We start from the raw sequence: 21,953 nt of genomic DNA on the forward strand, positions 1-21,953 counted from the left end.
GCGTCAGGGACATCGCCGGAATCGGTGACCGGTTTCGGCGCAGCGCACAGATTGCCACACAAAGTTGAGGGGCCCCTCAGATTGCGGGGGTACGACCGACCGAATCGCGGGTCAGCCGTCGGTTGGCGGCGGTGATGCCCGCCACAAAAAGACATGACGCGCGCCTCATATCTACAGGTGAGGCCACCCTCAAGTTCTGCGTTTGCGCCGTTATCGAATCGTTACATCTTTTCAGGGGCTCTCGGGCCACCAGGGCGTGTCGTCCAGCCCATACGGGTGTGCTGCCGACGCGCCCGCGACCCGGTACGGGACGACGCGTCGCCACTGCCGTGCCGCGATCAGGCGCCGCAGCGCAGCTCCTCCATGGCCCGCGCGTCCAACCCTTCGGCAGCGCACAGATCGGCGGCCAACCGGCGCGGCCCGGACGACCACTCGACGTGGGCGGCCCGCGCGGCCTGCCCGAACGACACGGTGACCAGGCCACCGATACCGGGCGTCTCGTCCGGCGCGAGCGCCCCCTCCCCCACCCGGTCGATCGCCACGACCTCGGCGACGGTCGCTGCCCCGGGCGCGGGGATCAGCCGCAGCTGCACGAGGTGACCGTCGAACGCCCCCATCCAAACGGCGAACGTACCGGTGCCGTCCGGCCGGAGCTCAAGCGTGCGCCCGTGCGAGAACCACCGGCCGGTCTCGCGCACGACGTCCGTGGGCGTCAGGACGGCCGGGGGCGGTACGGACGCGGCCACCGGTTCGACGGGCGCCACCACGGTCGGAACCGCCGGCCCGCCCGGCGCGAGCGTCCGCGGGGAGGCGGCGACGGAGCCCGCGCCGACGGTGAGCGTCACGAGCGCCGCGGCGACGAGCAGCCGATTCGCGGTCCGCCCTCCTAATTGGTGCCTCATGGGCTTACCCTAATCACACCAGCCACGTGACCGAGTACCCGACTTGCGTCGATTCGATCACCAAATGGCAACCGTCCGACTAGAAGTAGGGGACTCAGAGCACGGCTCAGACCTGAACCCGCCCGCTCCCCCGCTGAGGAGGAATCCATGTCCACACCCGCCGCCACGGGCGGTACCAGGAGACGCGAGGCCTTCTCGGGGCGCTCCGTCTTCGTGTTCGCCGCCATCGGCTCCGCCGTCGGCCTCGGCAACATCTGGCGTTTCCCCTTCGTCGCCTACGACAACGGCGGCGGCGCGTTCCTCATCCCGTATCTGGTCGCGCTGCTCTCCGCCGGTATCCCCCTGCTGTTCTTCGACTACGCCATCGGCCACCGGTTCCGCGGCTCCGCTCCCCTGAGTTTCCGCCGCATGAACCGTTTCGCCGAGCCGATCGGTTGGATCCAGGTGTTGGTGTCCTTCGTGATCGCCGTCTACTACGCGGTGATCCTCGCATGGGCGGCCTGCTACGCCTGGTTCTCCGTCGACGGCCGCTGGGGCGAGACCTATGAGGAAACCGCCACCTTCTTCTCGGAGGACTTCCTCCGCGCCGGGTCCGGCTTCGGCCTGGACTTCGTGCCGCTCATCACGGGCGTGTTGGTCGTTGTATGGCTGTTCACTCTCGGCGTCCTCATCGCGGGAGTTCAGAAGGGCATCGGCCGGACCGCTCAGATCTTCATCCCGCTGTTGATCGTCTTGTTCGCGGCCCTGGTCATCCGGTCCCTGTTTCTCGAGGGGGCCGCCGACGGCCTCAACAACTTCTTCACGCCCGACTGGGGCGTGCTGACCGACCCCGGTGTGTGGATCGCCGCCTACGGGCAGATCTTCTTCTCCCTGTCGGTGGGCTTCGGCATCATGCTGACCTACTCGTCGTACCTCAAGCGCCGGTCGAACCTCACCAGCTCGGGTCTCGTGGTGGGCTTCTCCAACTCCGCGTTCGAGGTCCTGGCCGGTATCGGCGTCTTCGCCACCCTCGGCTTCCTGGTCTCCTCCGCCGCGGGTGCGGGTTGGGACGATGTCAGCGGCGGGCCGGGCCTGGCGTTCATCGCCTTCCCCGCGCTCATCTCACAGATGCCCGGCGGGCCCATCTGGGGCGTCGTGTTCTTCGCGTGCCTCATCCTCGCCGGCCTCACGTCGATGATCTCGATCGTCGAGGTGGTCATCTCCTCCTTCCAGGATAAGGTCGGCGTCTCCCGCACCACCGCAACGTTGGCGATCGGCGGCCCGATGGCCATCGTGTCGATCCTGCTCATGCCCACCGAGACGGGCCTGCAGAACCTCGACATCCTGGACAAGTTCGCCAACAGCATCGGCATCGTGGGCATCGCGCTCATCGCCCTCATCGTGGTGATGTTCGCGCTGCGCCTGGGTCCCACCCTGCGCGACCACCTCAACTCGGTCTCTTCGTTCAAGGTCGGCCCCATCTGGATCGTGTGCATGGCGGTCGTCACCCCGCTCGTCTTGGCGTACGCGCTGTTCGGCGAGATCCGCAGCCTGGTCTCGGAGCCGTACGAGGGCTACGACGCCGCCGTACTCGGCGTCTGGGGCTGGGGCATGATCGCCGCGATCCTGGTGCTGTCGGTGATCCTGTCCCTGCTGCCCTGGCGCGGGGCCCGTCACCTCGACGGCCCGCCGGCGACGGACGACGATCCAAGCGACGTCTTCTACGAGGACCAGTTCGACGCGTCGGGCTCCCCCGTCCGGGCCGACGCGGCCAGCGCGACCCGCACGGCCGGCACCGGTACGCGCGGCAACCGTACCGAGACCACCCGAAACGAGGGCTGAACCATGGACACCGCAGCGATCATCATGATGGTGCTGTTCCTGCTCGTCATCTGGGGAGGCCTGGCACTGAGCATCGCGCACTTCGTCCGGCAGCCCGACGACATGACGGAGGAGAACGCCGCGCGCACGGCGCGGAAGGTCTGACTCCCGGTCATCGACCGTAGGCCCCGGTTCCACAGCGGAACCGGGGCCTACGTCGTCCCGGGGTTCCCCTCGACCGGGCCGTCCGAGCCCGCCTCGTACTCCTCCATCGGGACCGCGCCGGACTCCCAGGCCTCGATCACCGGGGTGAGGATCCGCCAGCACTCCTCGGCGACGTCGCCGCGGACGGTGAGGAGCCGGTCCCCGTCGAGGATCCGCCCGAGGACCTCCCCGTACGGGAGCAGGTCGCTGTCGCCGAGCTCGGTGTCGAGGCGGGAGTCCTCGAGCGCGAGACTGTCGCCGGAGGCGCTTGTCGTCAGGTCGAGTGCCACCCGGCCGGGCGCGATGCCCATCGTGAGCCGGCTCGGCGGGACCTCGCCCGCGAACGCCTCCGGAACGTGTGGCGGCGGCCGGAACGTCACCGTCACCCGCATCGAGTCCTCACCCAGTGCCTTGCCTGACCGGAGCCGCACGGGCACTCCCGCCCAGCGCTGGTTCCGGACCTCGAGCACCACCTCGGCGAGCGTCTCGGTCCCCCGCGACGGGTCGACGCCCTCCTCGTCGGTGTAGGCGACGACGTCGCGGCCGCCCGCCCTGCCGGCCGTGTAGCGGGCGCGGCGGGAGGACGCGGACGGGTCGTCCCGCCACACGTGGGTGGACCGGAGGGTGGTGGCGAGCAGGTCGTGCAGTTCGGTCGCGTCCAGTCGCGCGGGCGCCTCCATGGTGACCAGCGCCGTCACGAGCAACAGGTGCGACTGGAGCATGTCGACCAGCGCTCCGGTCGAGTCGTAGTAGCCGGCACGGCCCTCGAGGGCGAGGGTCTCGTCGGCCACGACGTCGATGCGCTCGACGTGCTCGGCCGTCCACACGGGTTCGAGGACCCGGTTACCGAACCGCATCCCGAGGATGTTGAGGACGTTCGCGTCGCCGAGGAAGTGGTCGACGCGGTGGACGCGGTCCTCGGGGACGAGGTCGAGGAGCAGCGCGTTGAGGTCGCGGGCCGAGGCGAGGCCGGTGCCGAACGGCTTCTCGACCGCGAACCGTACGTCGTCGCGGAGCAGGCGGCCGCGCAGTCCCTCGCACGCCGTGGCGGTGACGGCCGGGGCCAGGGCGAAGTACAGCACCACCGGGCCGTCGAGCCCGTCGATGAAGTCGGCGAACGCGTCGGCGTCCGTCACGTCCAGGGCGACGAAGCGAGTCGTCGCCGCGACCCGGTCGGCCTGGTCCGGTCCGCAGCCGCCCTCGCGCAGCGCCGACCGGACGAGTCCGCGCCACTCGTCGTCGTCCATACCGGACCGGCCGGATCCGACGACGGTGACGTCACGCTCCGGGTCGCGCGCCAGGAGCGAGCCCAGGCCGGGGAGCAGGAGGCGCTCGGTGAGATCACCCCCGGCCCCCAGGATCGCCAGGGTGGGGCGGTCGTTCTGTGACGTGGTGGTCGGCATGCGGTCGGGCCTCCCGGCGGGTCGTCGCCCGGCGGCTCGGTCCGGGCACTACTCGGCTGCCCGCCCGACGCTACCCGCGCGATCGTCCACCGGCCGGGCGCGACGCCAGTAGCCTCGGCGGCATGGACAGCGAGTCGAGCGACACGGCACCCGTCGAGGTGCGCCACCTGGTGCGGCAGTGGAAGCGCCTCGACGAGGTGCTGGCGGGCCTGAAGAAGGACGACTGGACGGCGGCGACGGCGCTGCCGGGGTGGACCGTGCGCGACATCGTGGCGCACATCGCCGGCACCGAGCACATGCTCGCCGGCGAGCCGGTCCCGGACATCGAGTTGCCGGAGTCGGTGCGCGAGTACGTCCGCAACCCGATCGGTGAGCTCAACGAGAAGTTCGTCCAGGAGGCCCGGTCGCTCGCGGTCGAGGACGCGTTCGCCGATTTCCGGGAGGTCGTCGCCGAGCGCACGGAACAGCTCGCGGAGATGTCCGCCGCGGACATCGAGGCGGAGACCGGGTCCCCCGTCGGGAATGTCCCCTACCGGCGCTTCATGGGGGTGCGGGTCTTCGACTGCTGGGTCCACGAGGACGACATCCGGCAGGCGCTCGGCATGAAGCACCACCTCGGCGGTGACACCGGGCGGTTCGCCGTCGAGGAGATCGTCCGGGCCCTGCCGCGCATCGTCGGGAAGGGCGCCGGCGCCCCCGACGGGTCGCGTGTCCGGTTCCGCGTCGTCGGTGAGGACGACGCGGATCTGCCGCTGGCCACCGACGTCGTCGTCGACGGACGCGCGCGGCTCGCCGATGTGGACGACGCCGCGCGGACCACCGTCGAGCTGGTCTTCGACACGGCGACCTTCGTGCGTGCGACGACCGGCCGCATCACCGCCGAGCCGGGTCACGGCGTGGAGGTCACCGGGGACGAGGATCTCGGCCGGGCGATCCTCGGATCGTTGGCCTTCACCATCTGAGCCCTCGGGAGGTGGTGACGACGACGAGGAGCTCAGCAGCCGGAGGGTCCGGCCAGACGCCCGGTCCGCACATCGTCGTCATGGGGGTCTCCGGCGCCGGGAAGTCGACGGTCGCCCGGGCTATCGCCGAACGGGCGGGTGCGGAGCTGGTGGATGCCGACGACCTGCATCCCCCTCGCAACATCCGGAAGCTGGCGGCCGGGGAACCCCTCGCCGACGACGACCGCTGGCCGTGGCTGGAGGCGGTCCGCGACCGCATGAGGGACCACGACCACCCGCGCGGGTCGGAGGCGCCGGGGCCCGACCGCGGCCTCGTCGTCGCGTGCTCGGCGCTGCGCCGCGCCTATCGCGATGTGTTGCGCGAGGTCCGCCGCCCGGTGTTCTTCGTCGAGCTCGGCACCGATCCGGAACTCATCGCCGCCCGTCTCGCCGCCCGCCGCGGCCACTTCGCATCCGATCGGATCCTGGAGTCGCAGGTGCTCACGCTGGAGTCGCTCGCGGCCGACGAGTACGGGATGCTCTGCCCGATCTCGCGGCCGGCGGACGAGATCGCCGAGGACGTGCTGGCCGCGCTGTCGGGATGAGGCGGCGGTCAGCCGGGCTCGGCCGCCGTCAGCCCCGGTGCTGCCGCGCCCACCCCGGGACGTCCTCGAGGACGGATCCGTCGCCCAGCGACGACCCGGTGATGACACTCATGCTGCCGTCGTTCTCGAGGATGACGGCCGCGACGTCGCCCAGGTCGCCGACGCCGGAGGAGCGGATGGTCTGGCGGATGTCGGCGTGGGTGAGGCGGTGGCGGGCGATCTGGTCGTCGAGGAAGACGCCGTCGCGCACGAGCAGCGTCGGGTCGGCGGTGAGGACGGCCCGCCCGGCCCGCGACCTCCTCAGCCGCGAGACGGCGTACTGCAGGACGACGAGCAACGCCATCGCGATCGCGCCCTCGGTCCAGGACACGTCGGAGCTGAGGATGATGGTCGCGAGCGTGGAACCGAGCGCGACGGTGACGACGAAGTCGAAGGCGTTGAGCTGCGTCAGGGTGCGCTTGCCGAACACCCGCACCACCAGCACGAGGAACGCGTAGGCGGCGGCGCCGACGAGCAGGACGCGGAGAACGTCAGGCCAGTTGTCGAACCACATGCCCGCACCGTACCGACGAGCCGGCGCCGACGAGCCCCCGTGCCGACGAGCCCCGTGCCGGCGGCCCGGGCTACCTCTCCGCCATCGGGGTGGCGAAGTGCTGGACGTAGAGATGCGCCTCCGGCAGGCCCTGGTAGGCGGCGGTCCGCATGCAGACACCCACGCGGGTGAAGTCCGGGTCGAGGATGTTCTCCCTGTGGCCCGGGCTCTGCATCCACTGGGCGACCGGGTCGGGCCCGCCGGTGGACGAATAGAAGAGGTTCTCCGCTGCCCTGTGGTAATCGACGCCGGCCTCGCGGATGAACGTGCCCGGGCCGCCGCTGCCGTCAGGCGCGTGATGCGCCCAGTAGTCCCTCGCGATCATGTCGTCGGCCTTCGCACAGGCACTGTCGCGGAGCTTCTCGCTCGCGTCCAGTGCCGGGAGCCCGTTCTCGCTGCGCTGCGCGTTCGTCCGCTCCTCCACCGGGGACGGTTCCGCCGGAGGCTCGAGCGGCGCCGCGCCACGGGGGTCCGTCCACGGGAGTCCCCCGTTCACCGCGAGATCCGACTCCGCGCAGCCACTCATCACCGACGCCACCAGGATCACCGACGCGACCGCCGCCCTCGCGACTGTCCGGTTGCTCATCCTCATCACCCGACATCCTGATCACCCGGTCCGAGTGGAGAGACCTGTGCGCCCGGGGAGACTTGAACTCCCACGTCCGTAGACACTGGAACCTAAATCCAGCGCGTCTGCCAATTCCGCCACGGGCGCGTCACCCGGGGGTACCGGGCGAGATGAGCTTACCGCGTGGTCAGCGGTACCGTGGAGGCGTGTCCGACACCCTGAGTTCCCGAGCGACCGGAGACGAGGCCGCGTCCGCGGATCCGGCGCCGTCCTCGGTCAAGCACCGTCCGGCGTGGATCGCGTTCGTCGTCCTCGGCGCGATCGTGTGCATCGGGATGGGCCTGTGGCAGCTCGCCCGCTACCAGGAAGCCAGCGGCACCGTCCAGAACCTCGGGTACACGTTCATGTGGCCGTTCCTCGGGGGCTTCCTCATCTACGCGTACCTCAAGTACGTCCGGATGGAGGCCGCCGAGGACGACTGGGCCTCCGCCTCGGTCGGTACCGCCGGCGCACGGGGCACCGACGACGATGACGACGACGAGGCCGACCCCCGCGCGGCGGACCTGCCGGCCGCCGGGAAGAACGGGTCGGGCCGGGACCGCTTCGGCGTCCTGACGGAGATCCCCGCCGACCTGCTTCCGACCCGTCGTCCCGCCGCGGACGCCCGGGCCCGTGACGAGGGCCTGGACGCGTACAACGCCTATCTCGCCGAGCTGGCCCGGAAGGATCGGGCGGCCGGCGGCAACCACCAGGAGAGATCCGCTTCATGACAGCCGCAACCACGCCGCAGACCGACAACCGCAGGCCGGACCCGGGCGGGAAGGTCGCCGGTGCGCTCAAGCGTTACCGCGTGCTCGCCTGGATCACCGGTGTGTGGCTGCTCGTGCTCACCGTGGAGATGATCTACAAGTACCTCATCCTGGCCGACTCCTCGGACGCGCCCGAGTGGTTCACCTACATCGGTCAGGCGCACGGCGTCTTCTACATCCTGTACCTGTTCATGACCCTGGATCTGGCGATCAAGGCTCGCTGGCCCGCGACGCGCACGCTGCTCACCGCGCTTGCGGGGACGATCCCGTTCCTGTCGTTCTGGTTCGAGCACAAGCGGACCCGCGACGTCCACGCCGAGTACGCGATCTGACCCCGCTCAGCCCTCGGCGCGCGCGGCGAGCACCCGCAGCGCCGGCGCCAGCGCACGCAGCGCCCGGCCGCGGTGTGAGGCCGCGTCCTTCTCCTGCGGGCTGAGCTCGGCCGCCGACCGGTCGGAGCCCTCGGGCAGGAACAGCGGGTCGTAGCCGAACCCGCCCTCCCCGCGCGGCGCGCGGAGCACCCGTCCGGGCCAGCGACCCTCCTGCACGACCTCGCCCTGCAGGCCCTCGTCGGTGCCCTCACCGTGCACCCGCGGGTCCCGGGCGGCCCGGGCGACCCCGGGCACGCCCGGCCCGACCAGCGCGCACGCCGAGACGAACGCCGCACCCCGCCGCTCGTCCGGGACGTCCGACAGCTGGGCGAGCAGCAGGGCGTTGTTCGCGGCGTCGTCGCCGTGACGGCCGGCCCAGCGCGCGGAGAGCACGCCCGGCATCCCGTTGAGCGCGTCCACGGCCAGGCCCGAGTCGTCCGCCAGGCACGGCAGCCCGGTCGCCAGCGCCCCGGCGCGCGCCTTGATCAGGGCGTTCTCGGCGAACGTGGCGCCGGTCTCGGGCTCCTCCGGGAACTCCGGCACCTCGTCCAGCCCCACCGGCTCGATGCCGACGACCCCCTCGGACTCGAGCACCCGGCGCAGCTCGGCCAGCTTCTTGGCGTTGCGGCTGGCGACCAGCAGACGGACGGCCACGGCTACCGCCCCCGGTTCCGCGCCGCGGGCGGGCTGGGCAGCTCGCCCGGGTACGGCGCGGCGAGCGCCTCGCGCTGCAGCGCGAACAGTCGCTCACAGCCGGCCTGCGCCGAGTCGAGCATCGCGTCCAGCACGTCGCGGCCGAACGCGGCGCCCTCGGCCGTGCCCTGGACCTCGATGAGCTTGCCGCCGTCTGTGCACACCACATTCATGTCCACCTCGGCGCGCGAGTCCTCCTCGTACGGCAGGTCGCACAGCACGTGTCCGTCGACCACGCCGACGCTCACCGCGGCGACCGCCCCGGTGAGCGGGTTGCCCGTCACCGCGCCGGAGGACTGCAGCCACGTGATCGCGTCGGCCAGCGCCACGTACGCGCCGGTGATCGCCGCCGTGCGCGTACCGCCGTCGGCCTGGAGCACGTCGCAGTCCAGCGCGATGGTGTTCTCCCCCAGAGCGGACAGGTCGATGCACGCGCGCAGCGAGCGGCCGACGAGCCGGCTGATCTCGTGGGTGCGGCCACCGACCTTGCCGCGCACGGACTCGCGGCCCGACCGCTCGTGGGTCGCCGCCGGCAGCATCGCGTACTCGGCCGTCAGCCAGCCCAGCCCCGATCCCTTACGCCAGCGCGGCACGCCCTCGGTGACGCTGGCCGTGCACATGACGCGGGTCTGCCCGAAGGTCACGAGCACCGACCCCGCCGGATGCGAGGTGAAGCCCCGCGTGATGGTCACGTCGCGCAGCTCGTCGACGCCGCGTCCGTCTGCCCTGTGGAAGTTCGAAGAGGTCACGACCGCCGATCCTAGCGGGCGCCCCCCTAGACGGTGATCCGCAGATCCGGCTCCGCGAGCAGGATCTCGCCGTCGAACTCGGCGGCCGCCTCGGCCCGGACCGCCTCGTGGTCGGTCCACGGCGGGATGTGGGTGAGCACCAGCCGGCCCACCCCGGCCCGCCGGGCGGTCAACCCCGCCTCGGAGCCCGACATGTGGATGCCGGGCGGGCGCCCCTCCTCATGCGTCCACGACGCCTCACACAGCAGGACGTCCGCGCCGACCGCGAGCTCGACCAGGGCGTCGCAGTACGCGGTGTCGCCGCTGTACGCCAACACCCTCCCGTCACCGGACTCCAGGCGGAGCCCGTACGACTCCGGCGGATGCTCCACCCTCTCGGCCCGCACGTGCAGGGCCACCTCGTCGTCGTCGCCCCTCATCGCCACCTCGGGCGTGACGTCCCACGTCGACACGTCGAACGTGTCCGACAGGTCGTCGACCGCTCCCGGCTCCTCCGCCGACGCCACCCCGATCCGGTAGGCCGTCCCCGACGGCCCCACCAGCGGCACGCGACCCGCGCCCCGCGCGCCGGGGCCGAAACGCCGCAGCACCAACAGGCTCGGCACGTCCAGGCAGTGATCCGCGTGCAGATGCGACAGAAGGATCGTCGCGTCCTCGGGCGCGACGTGCCGCTGCAACGCGCCGAGCACCCCGGGCCCCATGTCGACCACCACGGGCGCCAGACCGTCGACCTCCACGAGGTACCCGGACGCCGGCGACGTGGGTCCGCCGATACTTCCCGAGCAGCCGAGGACAGTCAGAAACATGGGCACCATCGTGCCACGCCGCGCCGCGTGTCGTGGTGATCGCGGCCGCACGCGCCCCGCGCGTGACAGCGCCTCACCGGGCGGCCGTCCGGCCCACCGCCACCAGCCCCGGGCCCAGGAACCGCGACGCCACCCGCCGGAACGCGTCCGGGTCGCCCGTGACGAGGTACTCGCGCGTCGGCGGGTCCGCCGGATCGTGCGGCCGCAGCAGATCCTCCGCCGTGAGCACGCGCAGCACGTCCTTGGCCGTCTCCTCCGCGCTCGAGACCAACGTGACGTGATCGCCCGCCGCGAGCTGCACCACCCCGGACAGCAACGGGTAGTGCGTGCAGCCCAACACCAGGGTGTCGACGTCGGCGTCCCGGATGGGCGCCAGATAGGCCTCCGCCAACCCGAGCACCTGACGGCCGCTGGTGATGCCGCGCTCGACGAACTCCACGAACTTGGGGCACGCCACCGACGTCAGCTCGATCCCGGCGGCCGCCGCCACCGCGTCGTCGTACGCCCGCGACGCCACCGTCGCGCGGGTCGCGATGACTCCGATCCGACCCGAGCGCGTGGTGGCCACCGCGCGCCGCGCCGCCGGCTGGATGACCTCGACCACCGGCACCGGGTAGCGCTCGCGCGCGTCCCGCAGCATCGCCGCCGACGCGGTGTTGCACGCGATCACCAGGGCCTTGACGCCGCGGTCGACGAGCTGGTCCGCCACCGCCAGGGCGTGCGCGCGGACCTGCGCCAGGGACAGCGGACCGTACGGCCCGTGGGCGGTGTCCCCGACGTAGACCACCGACTCGTCGGGGAGCTGGTCCACGATCGCCCGGGCGACCGTCAGCCCCCCGGCGCCCGAGTCGAACACGCCGATGGGGGCCCGCGGATCGGGGCGCGTCACCTCCGCGGTCCGGCGGGACGCCCCGCCCGGCCTGCGGTGAGGTGACGTGCCCCGCGGTCGCGGTCACGGTCGCGTCTGAGGCCGTACGCCGACGCCACGCCGCCGACCGCGCCGCCCAGGTGGCCCTGCCACGACACGCCGTCGAGCATCGGCGACAGGCCCGCCAACGCCTCGAGTCCGTAATAGAAGCCGATGACCAGGCCGATCACCAGGTGCAGGATCCGCCGCGAGAAGAAGCCGCGGACGATGACGTAGAAGATGTAGCCGAACACGATGCCGGACGCCCCGATGTGGACGGTGCCCGCGCCGCCGAGCAGCCAGGACACCACGCCCGAGGCCAGCCACGAGATCAGCGTGACACTGAGCAGCGGCCGGATTCCCGACAGGGCGATGATCGAGCCCAGTACGAGCAGGGCGATCGAGTTGCCGATGAGGTGCGCCCAGTCGCCGTGCAACAGCGGTTGGAACACGATGCCGAGCAGCCCGTCTGTCGACAGCGGCTGCACACCGTAGTCGTCGAGCGTCTGCCGGGGGCCGACGAGCTCCACGATGACCCGGTCCGCGGCCTCCACCACCCACATCAGGGCGACGAACGACCACAACAGGACCAGGGCCGGCCACCGCCGCGGACCCGGGTCCGCCGGCCGGGCCGCTCCGGCGCCCGGCCAGGGCGATCTCGGGTCACGGTTCACGGTGTTCTCCTCACTGCCCGTCCAGGGCGGTGCACAGGGAGTCCTGCATGAAGGTCAGCCAGTGGTACACGTCCAGCTGGGCCGACCGGGGATCGTCGTCCGGCACGTACTCGGGGATGTCGGTGGCGGGTGTCCCGTCCGTCGAGCCGGCCTCGAGCAGGACGGCCCCCAGGCCCAGGCGCACGTCGTTGAGGCAGCGCATCCACGCCCCCGCCTGGTCGAGGGTGAGCGACACGGTGCCGCCGCGCGAGGGCAACGAGCGCAGGACCACGCCCGCGCAGTCGAGCTTCGCGTCGATGATGGCCGGCTCGTGGATCATGCGCATACCCGCGTTGTGGGCGCGCGCGACGGCCGCCCGGTCGGCCTCGGACCCGTCCCGGCGATCGGCCGCCTCCGGCCGGTGGAAATCCGGCAGCAACCGCGCGAGCGGAGCCTCGGCCGGGAGCTGGGAGTGCCCGCTGCGCATACCCGTGATCTCCGCCAACTCGTCCCGCGGCGCCGAGTCACGACGCTGCTCGAGCATGTCCACGATGTTCGACACCAGCGCGTGCAGGATCTGCACCTCGTGGCTCTCCATGACGGACTTGATGCGCGTCCCGCCCAGGGACGACTTCCGCTGCCAGGCCTTCACCGGCTCACGCCTCCCGCTGCATCGTGGCCCACAACCCGGCCTCCTGCAGCTTGCGGACGTCGTTCTCCACCTTGTCGCGGCTACCGGACGAGACCACCGCCCGGCCGTCGTTGTGGACCTTGAGCATCAACTCGTGCGCCTTCTCCCGGCTGTAACCGAACACCCGCTGGAACACGAACGTCACGTAGCTCATGAGGTTCACCGGGTCGTCCCACACGACGGTCAACCAGGGATTGTCCACCCCGCCGTCGAGGTCCGCGTCCGTGGTCTCCACGGGCGCGGCCGACGGCATCGCCATCACCGGGGCGGTGCTCCTGACGGCCGCAAGCGGTGTCGTCACAGGGTGCATGGTTCCCAGGATACGGATTCGCGGCGGGTCGGCCACGCCGTAGAGTCGGCCCCGTGACCTCGACGACCACCTCCCCTGCCACGCCCGGCTCCGGGCGACCGTCCACCGCCCTGCTCACGGACAAATACGAGCTCACCATGATCCAGGCGGCCCTCGCGGACGGCACGGCCGACCGGCCGTGCGTGTTCGAGGTGTTCGCCCGGCGCCTGCCCGCCGGCCGCCGCTACGGCGTGGTCGGCGGCACCGGACGCCTCCTCGAGCGGCTGGCCGACTTCCGGTTCGACGACGAGGCGATCGACGCCCTGGCCGACTCGCTCGACGAGCGGACCACGGACTGGCTGCGGGCCTTCCGCTTCACCGGCGACGTCGACGGCTATCCGGAGGGCGAGCTGTTCTTCCCCGGCTCCCCCGTCCTGAGCATCCGGGGCGGCTTCGCCGAGTGCGTCGTACTGGAGACGCTCGTGCTGTCGGTGCTCAACCACGACAGCGCGATCGCCTCCGCCGCCGCGCGGATGAACTGGGCCGCGGATGGTCGGCCCATCATCGAGATGGGCTCGCGCCGCACCCACGAGGAGGCCGCGGTGGCCGCGGCCCGCGTCGCCTACCTCACCGGCTTCGACGCCACCTCCAACGTCGAGGCGACCCGACGCCACGGGGTGCCGTCGGCAGGAACCTCGGCCCACTCGTTCACCCTGCTGCACACCGGCCCCGACGGACCCGACGAGGCGGCGGCGTTCCGGTCCCAGGTCCGCGCGCTCGGCGTCGGCACCACGCTCCTCGTGGACACCTACGACATCACGGCCGGGGTCGAGACCGCGATCGAGGTGGCCGGGCCCGAGCTCGGCGGCGTCCGCATCGACTCCGGGGACCTGGGCGTCCTCGCCCGTCAGGTCCGCGACCAGCTCGACTCGCTGGGCGCCTACAACACTCGGATCGTCGTCTCCGGCGACCTCGACGAGTACGCGATCGCCGCGCTGCGCGCCGAACCCGTCGACGTCTACGGGGTCGGGACCAAGCTCGTCACCGGCTCGGGCGCCCCCACCGCCGGGATGGTCTACAAGCTCGTCGAGGTCGACGGGATCCCGGTGGCCAAGCGGTCCGCGCACAAGGAGTCCCTCCCCGGGGCCAAGCGCGCGATCCGCCTCCACCGACGCACCGGCACCGCGGTCGAGGAGGTGCTCCTGCCGTTCTCTGCGGAGGCCCCCGAGGAGAACGGGCTGGAGAAGCGCGAGCTCATGCTCCCGCTGATCCGGGGCGGGGAGACCGTGCCCGGCCTGCCGACCCTGGAGGAGTCGCGCGCCCATCACGCGTCGGTCATGGTCTCGCTGCCGTGGGAGGGGCTCGCCCTGAGCGAGGGCGACCCCGCGATCCCCGTGCGGGTCGTGCCGCCGGGGGCACTGCCCGGCGCCTGACCCGGTGTCCGGGCGGGCCGCTAGGGTAGCCGCGTGACCGACTCGCTCCCCTCCGTCTCCGAGCTGCTCGCCACCGCGGTCGAGAGCCTGGGTGGCAGCGAGCGGACGGGGCAGCTCGCGATGGCGGAAGCCGTCGGCAACGCGTTGTCCACCGGCGAACACCTCGCCGTCCAGGCCGGCACCGGCACCGGAAAGTCCCTCGCCTACCTGGTGCCCTCCCTCCGCCACGCGGTCGCCACCGGCGGCACCGTGGTCGTCTCCACGGCGACCATCGCGCTGCAGAACCAACTGGTCGACCGGGACCTGCCCCGCCTGGCCGCCGCGCTCCGCCCCGAGCTGGGCGTGAGTCCGTCCCACGCGATCCTCAAGGGCCGCGGCAACTACCTGTGCCTGCACCGGGTGAGCACCGGGCCGGTCGACGAGGCCGACCCGGAGGAGATCGAGACCGAGGAGCTGTTCGACCTCCCGATCGGCGGCGAGTCCACCGCCGCGCGCACCCCCCGACAGGCCTCCACGCGCGACACCGGACCCAGCTCCTGGCTCGGACGCGAGATCGCGCGGCTCCACGACTGGGCCCAGGAGACCGACACCGGTGACCGCGATGACCTCCCCCGCGGCGTCTCCGACGCGGCGTGGCGGCAGGTGTCGGTGACGAGCCGGGAGTGCCTCGGGCAGGTCTGCCCCGAGTTCACCGAGTGCTTCGCGGAGCTGGCACGCCAGAAGGCCGGTCAGGCCGATGTCGTGGTGACCAACCACGCCCTGCTCGCGATCGACGCGATGACGGACGTGTCGGTCCTGCCCGAGCACGACGCCGTGGTGATCGACGAGGCCCACGAGCTGGCGGACCGGGTCACGGGCGTGACCACCGCGGAGCTCACCGGCGCCGCCGTCATCCAGGCCGCGCGCCGGGCGGCCAAGCTCGTGGATCAGCAGACCGCGGACCGCATGGTCGCTGCCGGCGAGGGCCTGGCGACCCTGCTCGAGATCTGCCCCGAGGGGCGCTGGGACCTCCTGCCCGAGGGAGCCGACCTCGCCCTGGCCGCCGTGCGCCACACCGCTGAGAACTGCCGCAGCGCCGTGCCGGGCCCCAAGCCCGGGGAGGTCGCCAACGACCCGCAGGGGGCCTCCGACCGGCAGAAGACCCTCGCCGCGCTCGACGAGATCGCCGACGCGGCCGACCGGATGCTGTCCTCCTACGAGAAGCCGGTCACCGAGCGCGTCGAGATCGTGTGGATGAGCGTCGAGGACCGTCGCGGCCGGATCCTGCGGGTGGCGCCCCTCTCGGTCGCCGGGCTGCTGCGCGCCCGGTTGTTCGCCGAGTCGACCGTCATCCTCACCTCCGCGACGCTCACCACCGGGGGGAGGTTCGACGGGCTCGCCGCCACCTGGGGCCTGCCGCCGGCGTCGTCCGCGCGCCCGGACACCGCGAGCGCCGTCGCGCTCGAGCCGCCGTCCGACGACGACGCGAACTCCCTGCGCTGGACCGGCCTCGACGCGGGCTCACCGTTCGACTACCGCCGCAACGGCATCCTCTACGTGGCCGCGCACCTGCCCGCGCCCGGTCGGGACGGGACCTCACCGGCCGCCGAGGACGAGCTGGTGGACCTCATCACCGCCGCCGGCGGCCGAACGCTCGGCCTCTTCTCCTCGATGCGCGCGGCCAGGGCCGCGGCCGAGCTCCTGCGCGAGCGCCTGGACACCCCGGTGCTGTGTCAGGGCGAGGACTCGACGGCCAATCTCGTCGCGCAGTTCGCCGACGACGAGGAGACGACCCTCGTGGGGACCCTCTCGTTGTGGCAGGGCGTCGACGTCCCCGGGCGGACCCTGTCCCTCGTCGTGATCGATCGCATCCCGTTCCCCCGGCCGGACGATCCACTGCTCTCCGCGCGACAGCGTGCGGTGGGGGCCCGCGGGGGGAACGGATTCCTCGCCGTCGCCGGTAACCACGCCGCCCTCCTGCTCGCCCAGGGCGTCGGACGTCTGCTCCGACGCACCGAGGACCGCGGCGTGGTGGCGGTGCTCGACTCCCGCCTGGTCACCGCCCGGTACGGCGGCTATCTTCGCGCCTCACTGCCCCCGTTCTGGCAGACCACCGACCGTGACGTGGTGATCGGCGCGCTGGAGCGCCTCCGGAACGCCTGAGACATCGGCGGGCGTCCGCCGGGACATCGCACGCGCCGCCGTCAGCGGTCGACCGCGATCACCGTCAGCGATCCGGGGGCCACCTCGGTGTAGCCGGCGTCCACCACCGCGGCGACGCCCGGCGTGCCCGCGGCGACCGCCTCGGACAACGAGCGCCAGCGGGGTCGGTCGGCCTCCCGCACCGCCACCGGGCGTCCCTGCGCGATCCAGCGGTCGAGGCGGGCCCTGCCCATCTCCGCGATGAGCAGCATGACGCCGTGGCCGACCTGGGCGGCGGCCTTGCCGACGGACATCTCTAGCGCCCCGTCGATCCACACCACCGGAGTGCCCACGGGCGGCGCCGGCGGCTCATCGCGGGCCAGGTCGGTCCCGCCGATCTGCAACTTCGCCAACCGCGGGTCGACCTCGTCCACCGGACCGGGGACGCAGGCGCGCGCCGCACACCCGTCCACCTCGTGAGTCACCCCGGGAACGTCGAGGGCGGCCCGCCACGGTGCACCCCGCGCACGCCGCGCGATCTTGCGCATCCGGGCGTCCAACCAGTCGGCATAGGGCTCGTGCCACGGCCCGCCCGGAGCCACGCGCTCATCCAGGCAGACAGCGGCGACCGCGCCGGCCACCGCCTCCAACAGCGGGGTGCGGGCCGGGGGTTCGTTCTTGGGCAGGTGCAGCACGATGGGCATCGACCGCACCGTCGAGCGGTCCTCGGGGTATTCCGCGCCCCGCGACCCCGCCCGCAACCGTTCGTGGCACCAGTCGAGCGACGCGCCGGACGCCACCCCGCCGACCACCCCGCCGGCTGCCTCCGCCGTCTGCCCGTCGACCGCGGCAGCCCCGTCAGGCCCGTCAGGCGTGTCAGGCGCGCCGGTCACGTGAGCGGCACGCGTCGGTACGTCCCCGCCGCGGTGTCCGCGGCCTCGATCTCGTCGCGGGTGATCCCGAGGACGAACAGCACCGTGTCGAGGAACGGCTTGGACAGCGACGCATCCGCGACCTCGCGGAGAGCGGGCTTGGCGCAGAACGCGATGCCGAGCCCCGCGGTCGTGAGCATGTCGATGTCGTTGGCGCCGTCCCCGACGGCGACGGTCTGGCTGAGCGCGATGCCGAGTTCGTCGGCGAACGCGCGGAGGTACTCCGCCTTCGCCTCGCGGTCGACGACCTCCCCGATCACCCGGCCGGTGAGATGACCGTCGACGATCTCGAGCGTATTGGCCTTCGCGAAGTCCAGACCCAGTTCCTCGACGAGGCCCGAGATGACCTGGATGAAGCCCCCGGAGACCACGCCGCAGCGGATCCCCAGTCTCTTGAGGGTCCGGATCGTGGTGCGGGCGCCGGGTGTGAGGACGATGCTCGCGGCGACCTCGTCGAGGACGGTGGCCGGCAGCCCGGCGAGCGTGGCGACCCGCTCGTGCAGCGACTGGGCGAAGTCGAGCTCGCCGCGCATGGCCCGTTCGGTGACGGCGCGGACCTCCTCCTCCTTGCCGGCGTGGGCGGCGAGCATCTCGATGACCTCGCCCTGCACGAGCGTGGAGTCGACGTCGAAGACCACGAGCCGCTTGGACCGGCGGCTCAGGCCCGCCCCGTCGACGGAGATGTCCACCCCGTGCGCGTCGGAGAGGGGGGCGAGCGTCTCCCGCAGCCGCGCGTCGTCGGCCGCGTCGCGCCGCGCGGTCGACACGTGGAGCTCGATTCCGGTGACGGGGTAGTCGGCGATGCCGCGGATGATGTCGATGTTCGCGCCGATCGAGGCGAGCGCGCCGGAGACCGCGGAGAACGCCGACGCGGTGACCGGGCTGCCCAGGATCACCACCGCGTGGGTGGACGGCGGCGCCGCGGGCGCGATGTCGTCGAACTGCACCTCGAGGTGCATTCCGAGGTCGTGGACCTGCTCGGTGAGCTCGCGGACGACCGCGACGACGTCGGCGTCACGGTCGACCCGGACCATCAGCCCCAGGGACAGGTGCCCGTTGACGACGACCTGTTCGACATCGACGAGGTCGGCGTCGTGCGCGGCGAGGACGGACATGACCCGCGCGGTGACTCCGGGCCGGTCGGGCCCTGTGACGGTGAGGAGGGCCGGGGTGCCGGAGGTGCTCACGTGTGCTCCTGACAGGTGATCGTGGTGGGCGACTGCTGGGTGGTGCGGTGGGCCGACAGACGGGAACCCCGCCGGTGGACGAGCCAGCCGACGGGGTTCCCGGGACCTGTGCCCGTGGGTGAGTACGGGCGGGTGGTCAGCCCTTCTGCGGAGAGGTCCCGCGCTGGGCCACGTCCTTGACGGCGTCCGGGTCCTGGGACTTCCTCCGGCCGCCGACGTGGGCCTCGGCGCGCATCCGCTCGCTCATGTGTGGGTAGTGCAGCTCGAACGCGGGGCGCTCGGAGCGGATGCGGGGCAGCGTCACGAAGTTGTGGCGCGGCGGCGGGCACGAGGTGGCCCACTCGAGGGAGTTGCCCGCACCCCACGGATCGTCGACAGTGACGATCTCGCCGTAACGCCAGCTCTTGATGATGTTCCAGATGAACGGCAGCATCGCGATGCCGAGGATGAACGAGCCGACCGTGGAGATCTGGTTGAGGACGGTGAAGTTGTCCGTGTCCAGGTAGTCGGCGTAGCGGCGGGGCATGCCCTGGTTGCCCAGCCAGTGCTGGACCAGGAACGTGGTGTGGAAGCCGATGAAGATCAGCCAGAAGTGCCACTTGCCCAGCGTCTCGTCGTACATCCGGCCCGTCATCTTGGGGAACCAGAAGTACACGCCGGCGAACGTGGCGAACACGATCGTGCCGAACAGCGTGTAGTGGAAGTGGGCGACGATGAAGTAGGTGTCCGAGATGTGGAAGTCGATCGGAGCCGAGGCCATCATGACGCCGGTCAGACCACCGAAGAGGAAGGTTATGATGAAGCCGAGGGCGAACATCATCGGGGTCTCGAAGGTGATCTTGCCCCGCCACATGGTGCCGATCCAGTTGAAGAACTTCACGCCGGTCGGGACGGCGATGAGGAACGTCATGAAGGAGAAGAACGGCAGCAGCACGGCACCGGTGACGAACATGTGGTGCGCCCAGACCGCCATGGACAGCGCGGCGATGGCCAGGGTCGCGAAGACCAGGCCGGCGTAGCCGAACAGCGGCTTCCGGGAGAACACCGGGAAGACCTCGGAGACGATGCCGAAGAACGGCAGCGCGAGGACGTACACCTCGGGGTGGCCGAAGAACCAGAACAGGTGCTGCCACAGGATCGCGCCGCCGTTGGCCGGGTCGAAGATCCGGCCGCCGAACGTGCGGTCGTAGAACACGCCCAGGGCCGCTGCGGTGAACAGCGGGAAGATGAGCAGGATGAGCACGGACGCCACGAGGATGTTCCACGTGAAGATCGGCATACGGAACATCGTCATGCCCGGGGCACGGAGACAGATGATCGTGGTGACGAAGTTGACGGCACCGAGGATGGTGCCGATACCGCCGATGCCCACGCCGAGGATCCACAGATCGGCGCCGACGTTGGGCGAGTGGATCTTGTCCGCGAGCGGCATGTACATCGTCCAGCCGAACGACGCCGCACCACCGGGGGTCAGGAAGCCCGACAGCATGATCGTGCCGCCGGCGGCGAACAGCCAGAAGCCGAGCGCGTTGAGACGCGGGAACGCCACGTCCGGGGCGCCGATCTGCAGCGGCATGATGTAGTTCGCGAACCCGACGACGATCGGGGTGCCGTAGAGCAGGAGCATCACCGTGCCGTGCATGGTGAACAGCTGGTTGAACTGCTCGTTCGACAGGAACTGCATGCCCGGGAAGAAGAGCTCCGCCCGGATGAGCAGGGCCATGAGGCCGCCGATGAAGAAGAAGATGAAGCAGAGGACGATGTACATGATGCCGAGCATCTTGTGATCGGTCGTCGTCAGCATCTTCCACACGAACGAGCCCGGCCGGGAGTTGCCGGTGGGTTCACCCGGTGGGTGGTCGAGTTCGTGGACCGGCTTGGGGGCCACTGCGGTCATAAGGGTCCTCCTGAACGCCTCACCCGACGTCGCGGGTCGAACCACCGACCCCACGTCGAACGCATAGGAATAGTGCGTGACCGCAATCCTAACCCTCGGCTGAGAGCGACGCCCATCCGACCCGTCGATCTCGTCACCGGTGCTCACCCCCGTTAACGGCGACACCTGCCGCAGCGCGGAGCGCCCGTCACCGGAGGGCGTCGACCTCGGCGGGAGCGTCCCCGGCGGACCCATCTCCTAGGCTGTTGTCCCATGACCGAAACCGTTCCCGTCCTCCGCCGACGCCCCGGGCGGGGGTATGCGCGGCGTGCCGCCCGGGCCGCCCTGCCGCTCGCGGCCGGTCTGGCGCTCGCCGCGTGCGGCCCCTCCCCCGTCGACATGGTCGAGTACCCCGTGACGACGACGCCGTCACGGATGGCGGGCGAGGAACTGCAACGCTCCGCGGAGCCCGAGGAATCGTGCGCGCCCGCGCCGGCGCCCGCCGAGTTCCCCGGCGCGGGCACCCGCAGGGTCGACTCCACCGGGCCGGGCCCGGACAGTGTGGCGGTCCCGAGATCGCCGGAACGCATCCTCGCCCTCGGTGTGGGTGCGGTCGACACCGCCTGCGCTCTGGGACTGCAGGACCTCGTCGTCGGCACCTCCGGGCTGCCCCGCGACGCCGACGTCTACCTACCCGCTCCCCTCGTGGCTCTCCCGACCATCGACCTCGGCGGAGGCGCGGACGCCGGCGCGGTCGCCGACGCCGCGCGCGACCTCACGCCCGACCTCATCGTGCTGGCCGGCTCGCCGGATCTCGATCCCACGGTCGTCGACGCGCTCGCCGACGTGGCCCCGACCGTCGTCTACTCCGGCGACGTCCTCGAGTGGACCGATGCGACCGAGTCCGTCGCCGACGCCTACGGCCGACCGCGGGCGGGCGGCGACCTGTTGCTGGACGTCATCGACCGGGCGCGTTTCACCGCCGGGGCGACGACGCCGTCGGACTCCTGGGTGTCGCTGGTCTCGGTCGCCGACGGCTCGGGTGACGGGGCGCGCGTGCAGGACGCCGACACACTCGGCTCGCTCATGCTGGAGGCGGTGGGCGCGGGCCGTCCGCCCGCGCAGCGCACCCGCGAGGGCGAACGCGTGCCGCCGCTGCCCGAGTCGCCCCCACTCGGTGACGAACTCGACGGAGACGTCATCTTCGCCGTGGTCGGCGGTCGCCCCGGTTCCGAGGAGGCGGCGCGGGAGGCCTTCGCCTCGGACCGGTGGATGGAGTTGGACGCCGTGGGCGCCAACCGGGTGTTCGTGGTGGACCGTGCCGTGTGGGAGGGCGCCGGTCCGGTCGCCGCCCGCGCGGTGCTGGAGGACATCCGGGGATCGATCAACGGGATCGCCCCCGACGGCTAGTCGCGGACATC

23 protein-coding genes and 1 tRNA gene are annotated in these 21,953 nt (G+C 71.8%); 9 read left to right on the forward strand and 15 right to left on the reverse strand.

The features are described 5' to 3' along the window. Nucleotides 1–338: 338 nt before the first annotated feature. Nucleotides 339–902, reverse strand: a complete 564-nt coding sequence (locus tag KHA85_RS01160; protein ID WP_070722080.1) for a hypothetical protein — start codon at nt 900–902, stop codon at nt 339–341. A gap of 147 nt (nt 903–1,049) precedes the next feature. Between KHA85_RS01160 and KHA85_RS01165 the strand changes: the two genes are divergently transcribed. Together KHA85_RS01165 and KHA85_RS01170 are read left to right on the forward strand one after the other, a co-directional pair. Further along, nucleotides 1,050–2,723, forward strand: coding sequence for a sodium-dependent transporter (locus tag KHA85_RS01165; protein WP_213184497.1), 1,674 nt, complete (start codon nt 1,050–1,052; stop codon nt 2,721–2,723). 3 nt (nt 2,724–2,726) lie between these two features. Continuing rightward, nucleotides 2,727–2,867, forward strand: a complete 141-nt coding sequence (locus KHA85_RS01170) for a methionine/alanine import family NSS transporter small subunit (protein ID WP_082767821.1) — start codon at nt 2,727–2,729, stop codon at nt 2,865–2,867. 47 nt (nt 2,868–2,914) lie between these two features. On the opposite strand, the gene KHA85_RS01175 is transcribed toward KHA85_RS01170, so the two are convergent. Next, nucleotides 2,915–4,309, reverse strand: a complete 1,395-nt coding sequence (locus KHA85_RS01175) for a glucose-6-phosphate dehydrogenase (RefSeq protein WP_213184498.1) — start codon at nt 4,307–4,309, stop codon at nt 2,915–2,917. 122 nt (nt 4,310–4,431) lie between these two features. On the opposite strand from KHA85_RS01175, the gene KHA85_RS01180 reads away from it, so the two are divergent. Both KHA85_RS01180 and KHA85_RS01185 read left to right on the forward strand, forming a co-directional pair. Beyond that, nucleotides 4,432–5,271 carry a maleylpyruvate isomerase family mycothiol-dependent enzyme gene (locus KHA85_RS01180; RefSeq protein WP_213184499.1) on the forward strand — a complete coding sequence of 280 codons (840 nt, stop codon included), beginning with the start codon at nt 4,432–4,434 and terminating at the stop codon, nt 5,269–5,271. Between the two features lie 14 nt (nt 5,272–5,285). Then, the gene (locus tag KHA85_RS01185) at nt 5,286–5,855 is read left to right on the forward strand and encodes a gluconokinase (RefSeq protein ID WP_213184500.1); all 570 of its coding nucleotides are present in this window, start codon (nt 5,286–5,288) and stop codon (nt 5,853–5,855) included. A 28-nt stretch (nt 5,856–5,883) separates the two neighbouring features. On the opposite strand, the gene KHA85_RS01190 is transcribed toward KHA85_RS01185, so the two are convergent. The 3 genes from KHA85_RS01190 to KHA85_RS01200 form a co-directional block, all read right to left on the reverse strand. Then, nucleotides 5,884–6,408 carry a DUF421 domain-containing protein gene (locus tag KHA85_RS01190; RefSeq protein WP_061229717.1) on the reverse strand — a complete coding sequence of 175 codons (525 nt, stop codon included), beginning with the start codon at nt 6,406–6,408 and terminating at the stop codon, nt 5,884–5,886. Between the two features lie 70 nt (nt 6,409–6,478). Then, complete coding sequence (locus KHA85_RS01195) at nt 6,479–7,033, reverse strand: CAP domain-containing protein (protein WP_165001104.1); 555 nt, start codon at nt 7,031–7,033, stop codon at nt 6,479–6,481. Nucleotides 7,034–7,080: 47 nt separating this feature from the next. After that, nucleotides 7,081–7,162 (reverse strand) — tRNA-Leu (locus KHA85_RS01200). A gap of 59 nt (nt 7,163–7,221) precedes the next feature. Between KHA85_RS01200 and KHA85_RS01205 the strand changes: the two genes are divergently transcribed. Together KHA85_RS01205 and KHA85_RS01210 are read left to right on the forward strand one after the other, a co-directional pair. Continuing rightward, nucleotides 7,222–7,785 carry a hypothetical protein gene (locus KHA85_RS01205; RefSeq protein WP_213184501.1) on the forward strand — a complete coding sequence of 188 codons (564 nt, stop codon included), beginning with the start codon at nt 7,222–7,224 and terminating at the stop codon, nt 7,783–7,785. After that, nucleotides 7,782–8,156, forward strand: coding sequence for a DUF3817 domain-containing protein (locus tag KHA85_RS01210; RefSeq protein ID WP_070722092.1), 375 nt, complete (start codon nt 7,782–7,784; stop codon nt 8,154–8,156). The genes KHA85_RS01205 and KHA85_RS01210 overlap by 4 nt, the downstream gene beginning before the upstream one ends. Before the next feature lie 6 nt (nt 8,157–8,162). Here KHA85_RS01210 and KHA85_RS01215 read toward each other — a convergent pair whose 3' ends face one another. From KHA85_RS01215 to clpS, 7 genes are all read right to left on the reverse strand, one after another. Further along, the gene (locus tag KHA85_RS01215; RefSeq protein WP_213184502.1) at nt 8,163–8,849 is read right to left on the reverse strand and encodes a non-canonical purine NTP pyrophosphatase; all 687 of its coding nucleotides are present in this window, start codon (nt 8,847–8,849) and stop codon (nt 8,163–8,165) included. Between the two features lie 2 nt (nt 8,850–8,851). Then, nucleotides 8,852–9,637, reverse strand: coding sequence for a ribonuclease PH (gene rph, locus KHA85_RS01220; protein WP_007627767.1), 786 nt, complete (start codon nt 9,635–9,637; stop codon nt 8,852–8,854). 26 nt (nt 9,638–9,663) lie between these two features. Next, nucleotides 9,664–10,443, reverse strand: a complete 780-nt coding sequence (locus tag KHA85_RS01225) for an MBL fold metallo-hydrolase (RefSeq protein ID WP_070721593.1) — start codon at nt 10,441–10,443, stop codon at nt 9,664–9,666. 73 nt (nt 10,444–10,516) lie between these two features. Then, the gene (gene murI / locus KHA85_RS01230; RefSeq protein WP_070721588.1) at nt 10,517–11,332 is read right to left on the reverse strand and encodes a glutamate racemase; all 816 of its coding nucleotides are present in this window, start codon (nt 11,330–11,332) and stop codon (nt 10,517–10,519) included. Then, nucleotides 11,329–12,024: a rhomboid family intramembrane serine protease gene (locus KHA85_RS01235; RefSeq protein ID WP_007627770.1), complete on the reverse strand. Its 696-nt coding sequence runs from the start codon at nt 12,022–12,024 to the stop codon at nt 11,329–11,331. The genes murI and KHA85_RS01235 overlap by 4 nt, the downstream gene beginning before the upstream one ends. Nucleotides 12,025–12,034: 10 nt before the next feature. After that, nucleotides 12,035–12,655, reverse strand: a complete 621-nt coding sequence (locus KHA85_RS01240) for a DUF2017 domain-containing protein (protein WP_061229610.1) — start codon at nt 12,653–12,655, stop codon at nt 12,035–12,037. Nucleotides 12,656–12,659: 4 nt separating this feature from the next. Next, a complete protein-coding gene (clpS, locus tag KHA85_RS01245) occupies nt 12,660–12,953 on the reverse strand; it encodes an ATP-dependent Clp protease adapter ClpS (RefSeq protein ID WP_007627772.1) in 294 nt (97 codons plus the stop codon). A 104-nt stretch (nt 12,954–13,057) separates the two neighbouring features. Between clpS and KHA85_RS01250 the strand changes: the two genes are divergently transcribed. Then, complete coding sequence (locus KHA85_RS01250; RefSeq protein ID WP_070721585.1) at nt 13,058–14,416, forward strand: nicotinate phosphoribosyltransferase; 1,359 nt, start codon at nt 13,058–13,060, stop codon at nt 14,414–14,416. Between the two features lie 33 nt (nt 14,417–14,449). Next, on the forward strand, nt 14,450–16,558 hold the full coding sequence (locus tag KHA85_RS01255; protein ID WP_213184503.1) for an ATP-dependent DNA helicase: 2,109 nt from the start codon (nt 14,450–14,452) through the stop codon (nt 16,556–16,558). A gap of 41 nt (nt 16,559–16,599) precedes the next feature. On the opposite strand, the gene KHA85_RS01260 is transcribed toward KHA85_RS01255, so the two are convergent. The 3 genes from KHA85_RS01260 to ctaD all read right to left on the reverse strand — a co-directional run bounded on the left by KHA85_RS01260 (nt 16,600) and on the right by ctaD (nt 20,553). Further along, entirely contained in the window at nt 16,600–17,349 is a 750-nt protein-coding gene (locus KHA85_RS01260) for an aminoacyl-tRNA hydrolase (RefSeq protein ID WP_213184515.1), read from the reverse strand. Nucleotides 17,350–17,426: 77 nt separating this feature from the next. After that, nucleotides 17,427–18,656 (reverse strand): phosphoserine phosphatase SerB, encoded by a 1,230-nt coding sequence (gene serB, locus KHA85_RS01265; protein WP_061229606.1) that lies wholly within the window; start codon nt 18,654–18,656, stop codon nt 17,427–17,429. Nucleotides 18,657–18,792: 136 nt separating this feature from the next. Next, on the reverse strand, nt 18,793–20,553 hold the full coding sequence (ctaD, locus tag KHA85_RS01270) for an aa3-type cytochrome oxidase subunit I (protein WP_213184504.1): 1,761 nt from the start codon (nt 20,551–20,553) through the stop codon (nt 18,793–18,795). Between the two features lie 252 nt (nt 20,554–20,805). Between ctaD and KHA85_RS01275 the strand changes: the two genes are divergently transcribed. Beyond that, entirely contained in the window at nt 20,806–21,942 is a 1,137-nt protein-coding gene (locus tag KHA85_RS01275) for a TroA family protein (protein ID WP_236884970.1), read from the forward strand. Nucleotides 21,943–21,953 lie beyond the last annotated feature (11 nt).

This window comes from Dietzia massiliensis, assembly GCF_018390595.1.
GTDB classification, from domain to species: domain Bacteria; phylum Actinomycetota; class Actinomycetes; order Mycobacteriales; family Mycobacteriaceae; genus Dietzia; species Dietzia massiliensis.

Coding starts and splice junctions, on each gene's coding strand:
- KHA85_RS01195 (WP_165001104.1), bottom strand. CDS start 7,033: ATGAGCAACCGGACAGTCGCGAGGGCGGCGGTCGCGTCGGTGATCCTG.
- KHA85_RS01190 (WP_061229717.1), bottom strand. CDS start 6,408: ATGTGGTTCGACAACTGGCCTGACGTTCTCCGCGTCCTGCTCGTCGGC.
- KHA85_RS01180 (WP_213184499.1), top strand. CDS start 4,432: ATGGACAGCGAGTCGAGCGACACGGCACCCGTCGAGGTGCGCCACCTG.
- KHA85_RS01165 (WP_213184497.1), top strand. CDS start 1,050: ATGTCCACACCCGCCGCCACGGGCGGTACCAGGAGACGCGAGGCCTTC.
- KHA85_RS01175 (WP_213184498.1), bottom strand. CDS start 4,309: ATGCCGACCACCACGTCACAGAACGACCGCCCCACCCTGGCGATCCTG.
- KHA85_RS01275 (WP_236884970.1), top strand. CDS start 20,806: ATGACCGAAACCGTTCCCGTCCTCCGCCGACGCCCCGGGCGGGGGTAT.
- KHA85_RS01210 (WP_070722092.1), top strand. CDS start 7,782: ATGACAGCCGCAACCACGCCGCAGACCGACAACCGCAGGCCGGACCCG.
- ctaD (WP_213184504.1), bottom strand. CDS start 20,553: ATGACCGCAGTGGCCCCCAAGCCGGTCCACGAACTCGACCACCCACCG.
- KHA85_RS01160 (WP_070722080.1), bottom strand. CDS start 902: ATGAGGCACCAATTAGGAGGGCGGACCGCGAATCGGCTGCTCGTCGCC.
- KHA85_RS01170 (WP_082767821.1), top strand. CDS start 2,727: ATGGACACCGCAGCGATCATCATGATGGTGCTGTTCCTGCTCGTCATC.
- clpS (WP_007627772.1), bottom strand. CDS start 12,953: ATGGCGATGCCGTCGGCCGCGCCCGTGGAGACCACGGACGCGGACCTC.
- KHA85_RS01225 (WP_070721593.1), bottom strand. CDS start 10,443: ATGTTTCTGACTGTCCTCGGCTGCTCGGGAAGTATCGGCGGACCCACG.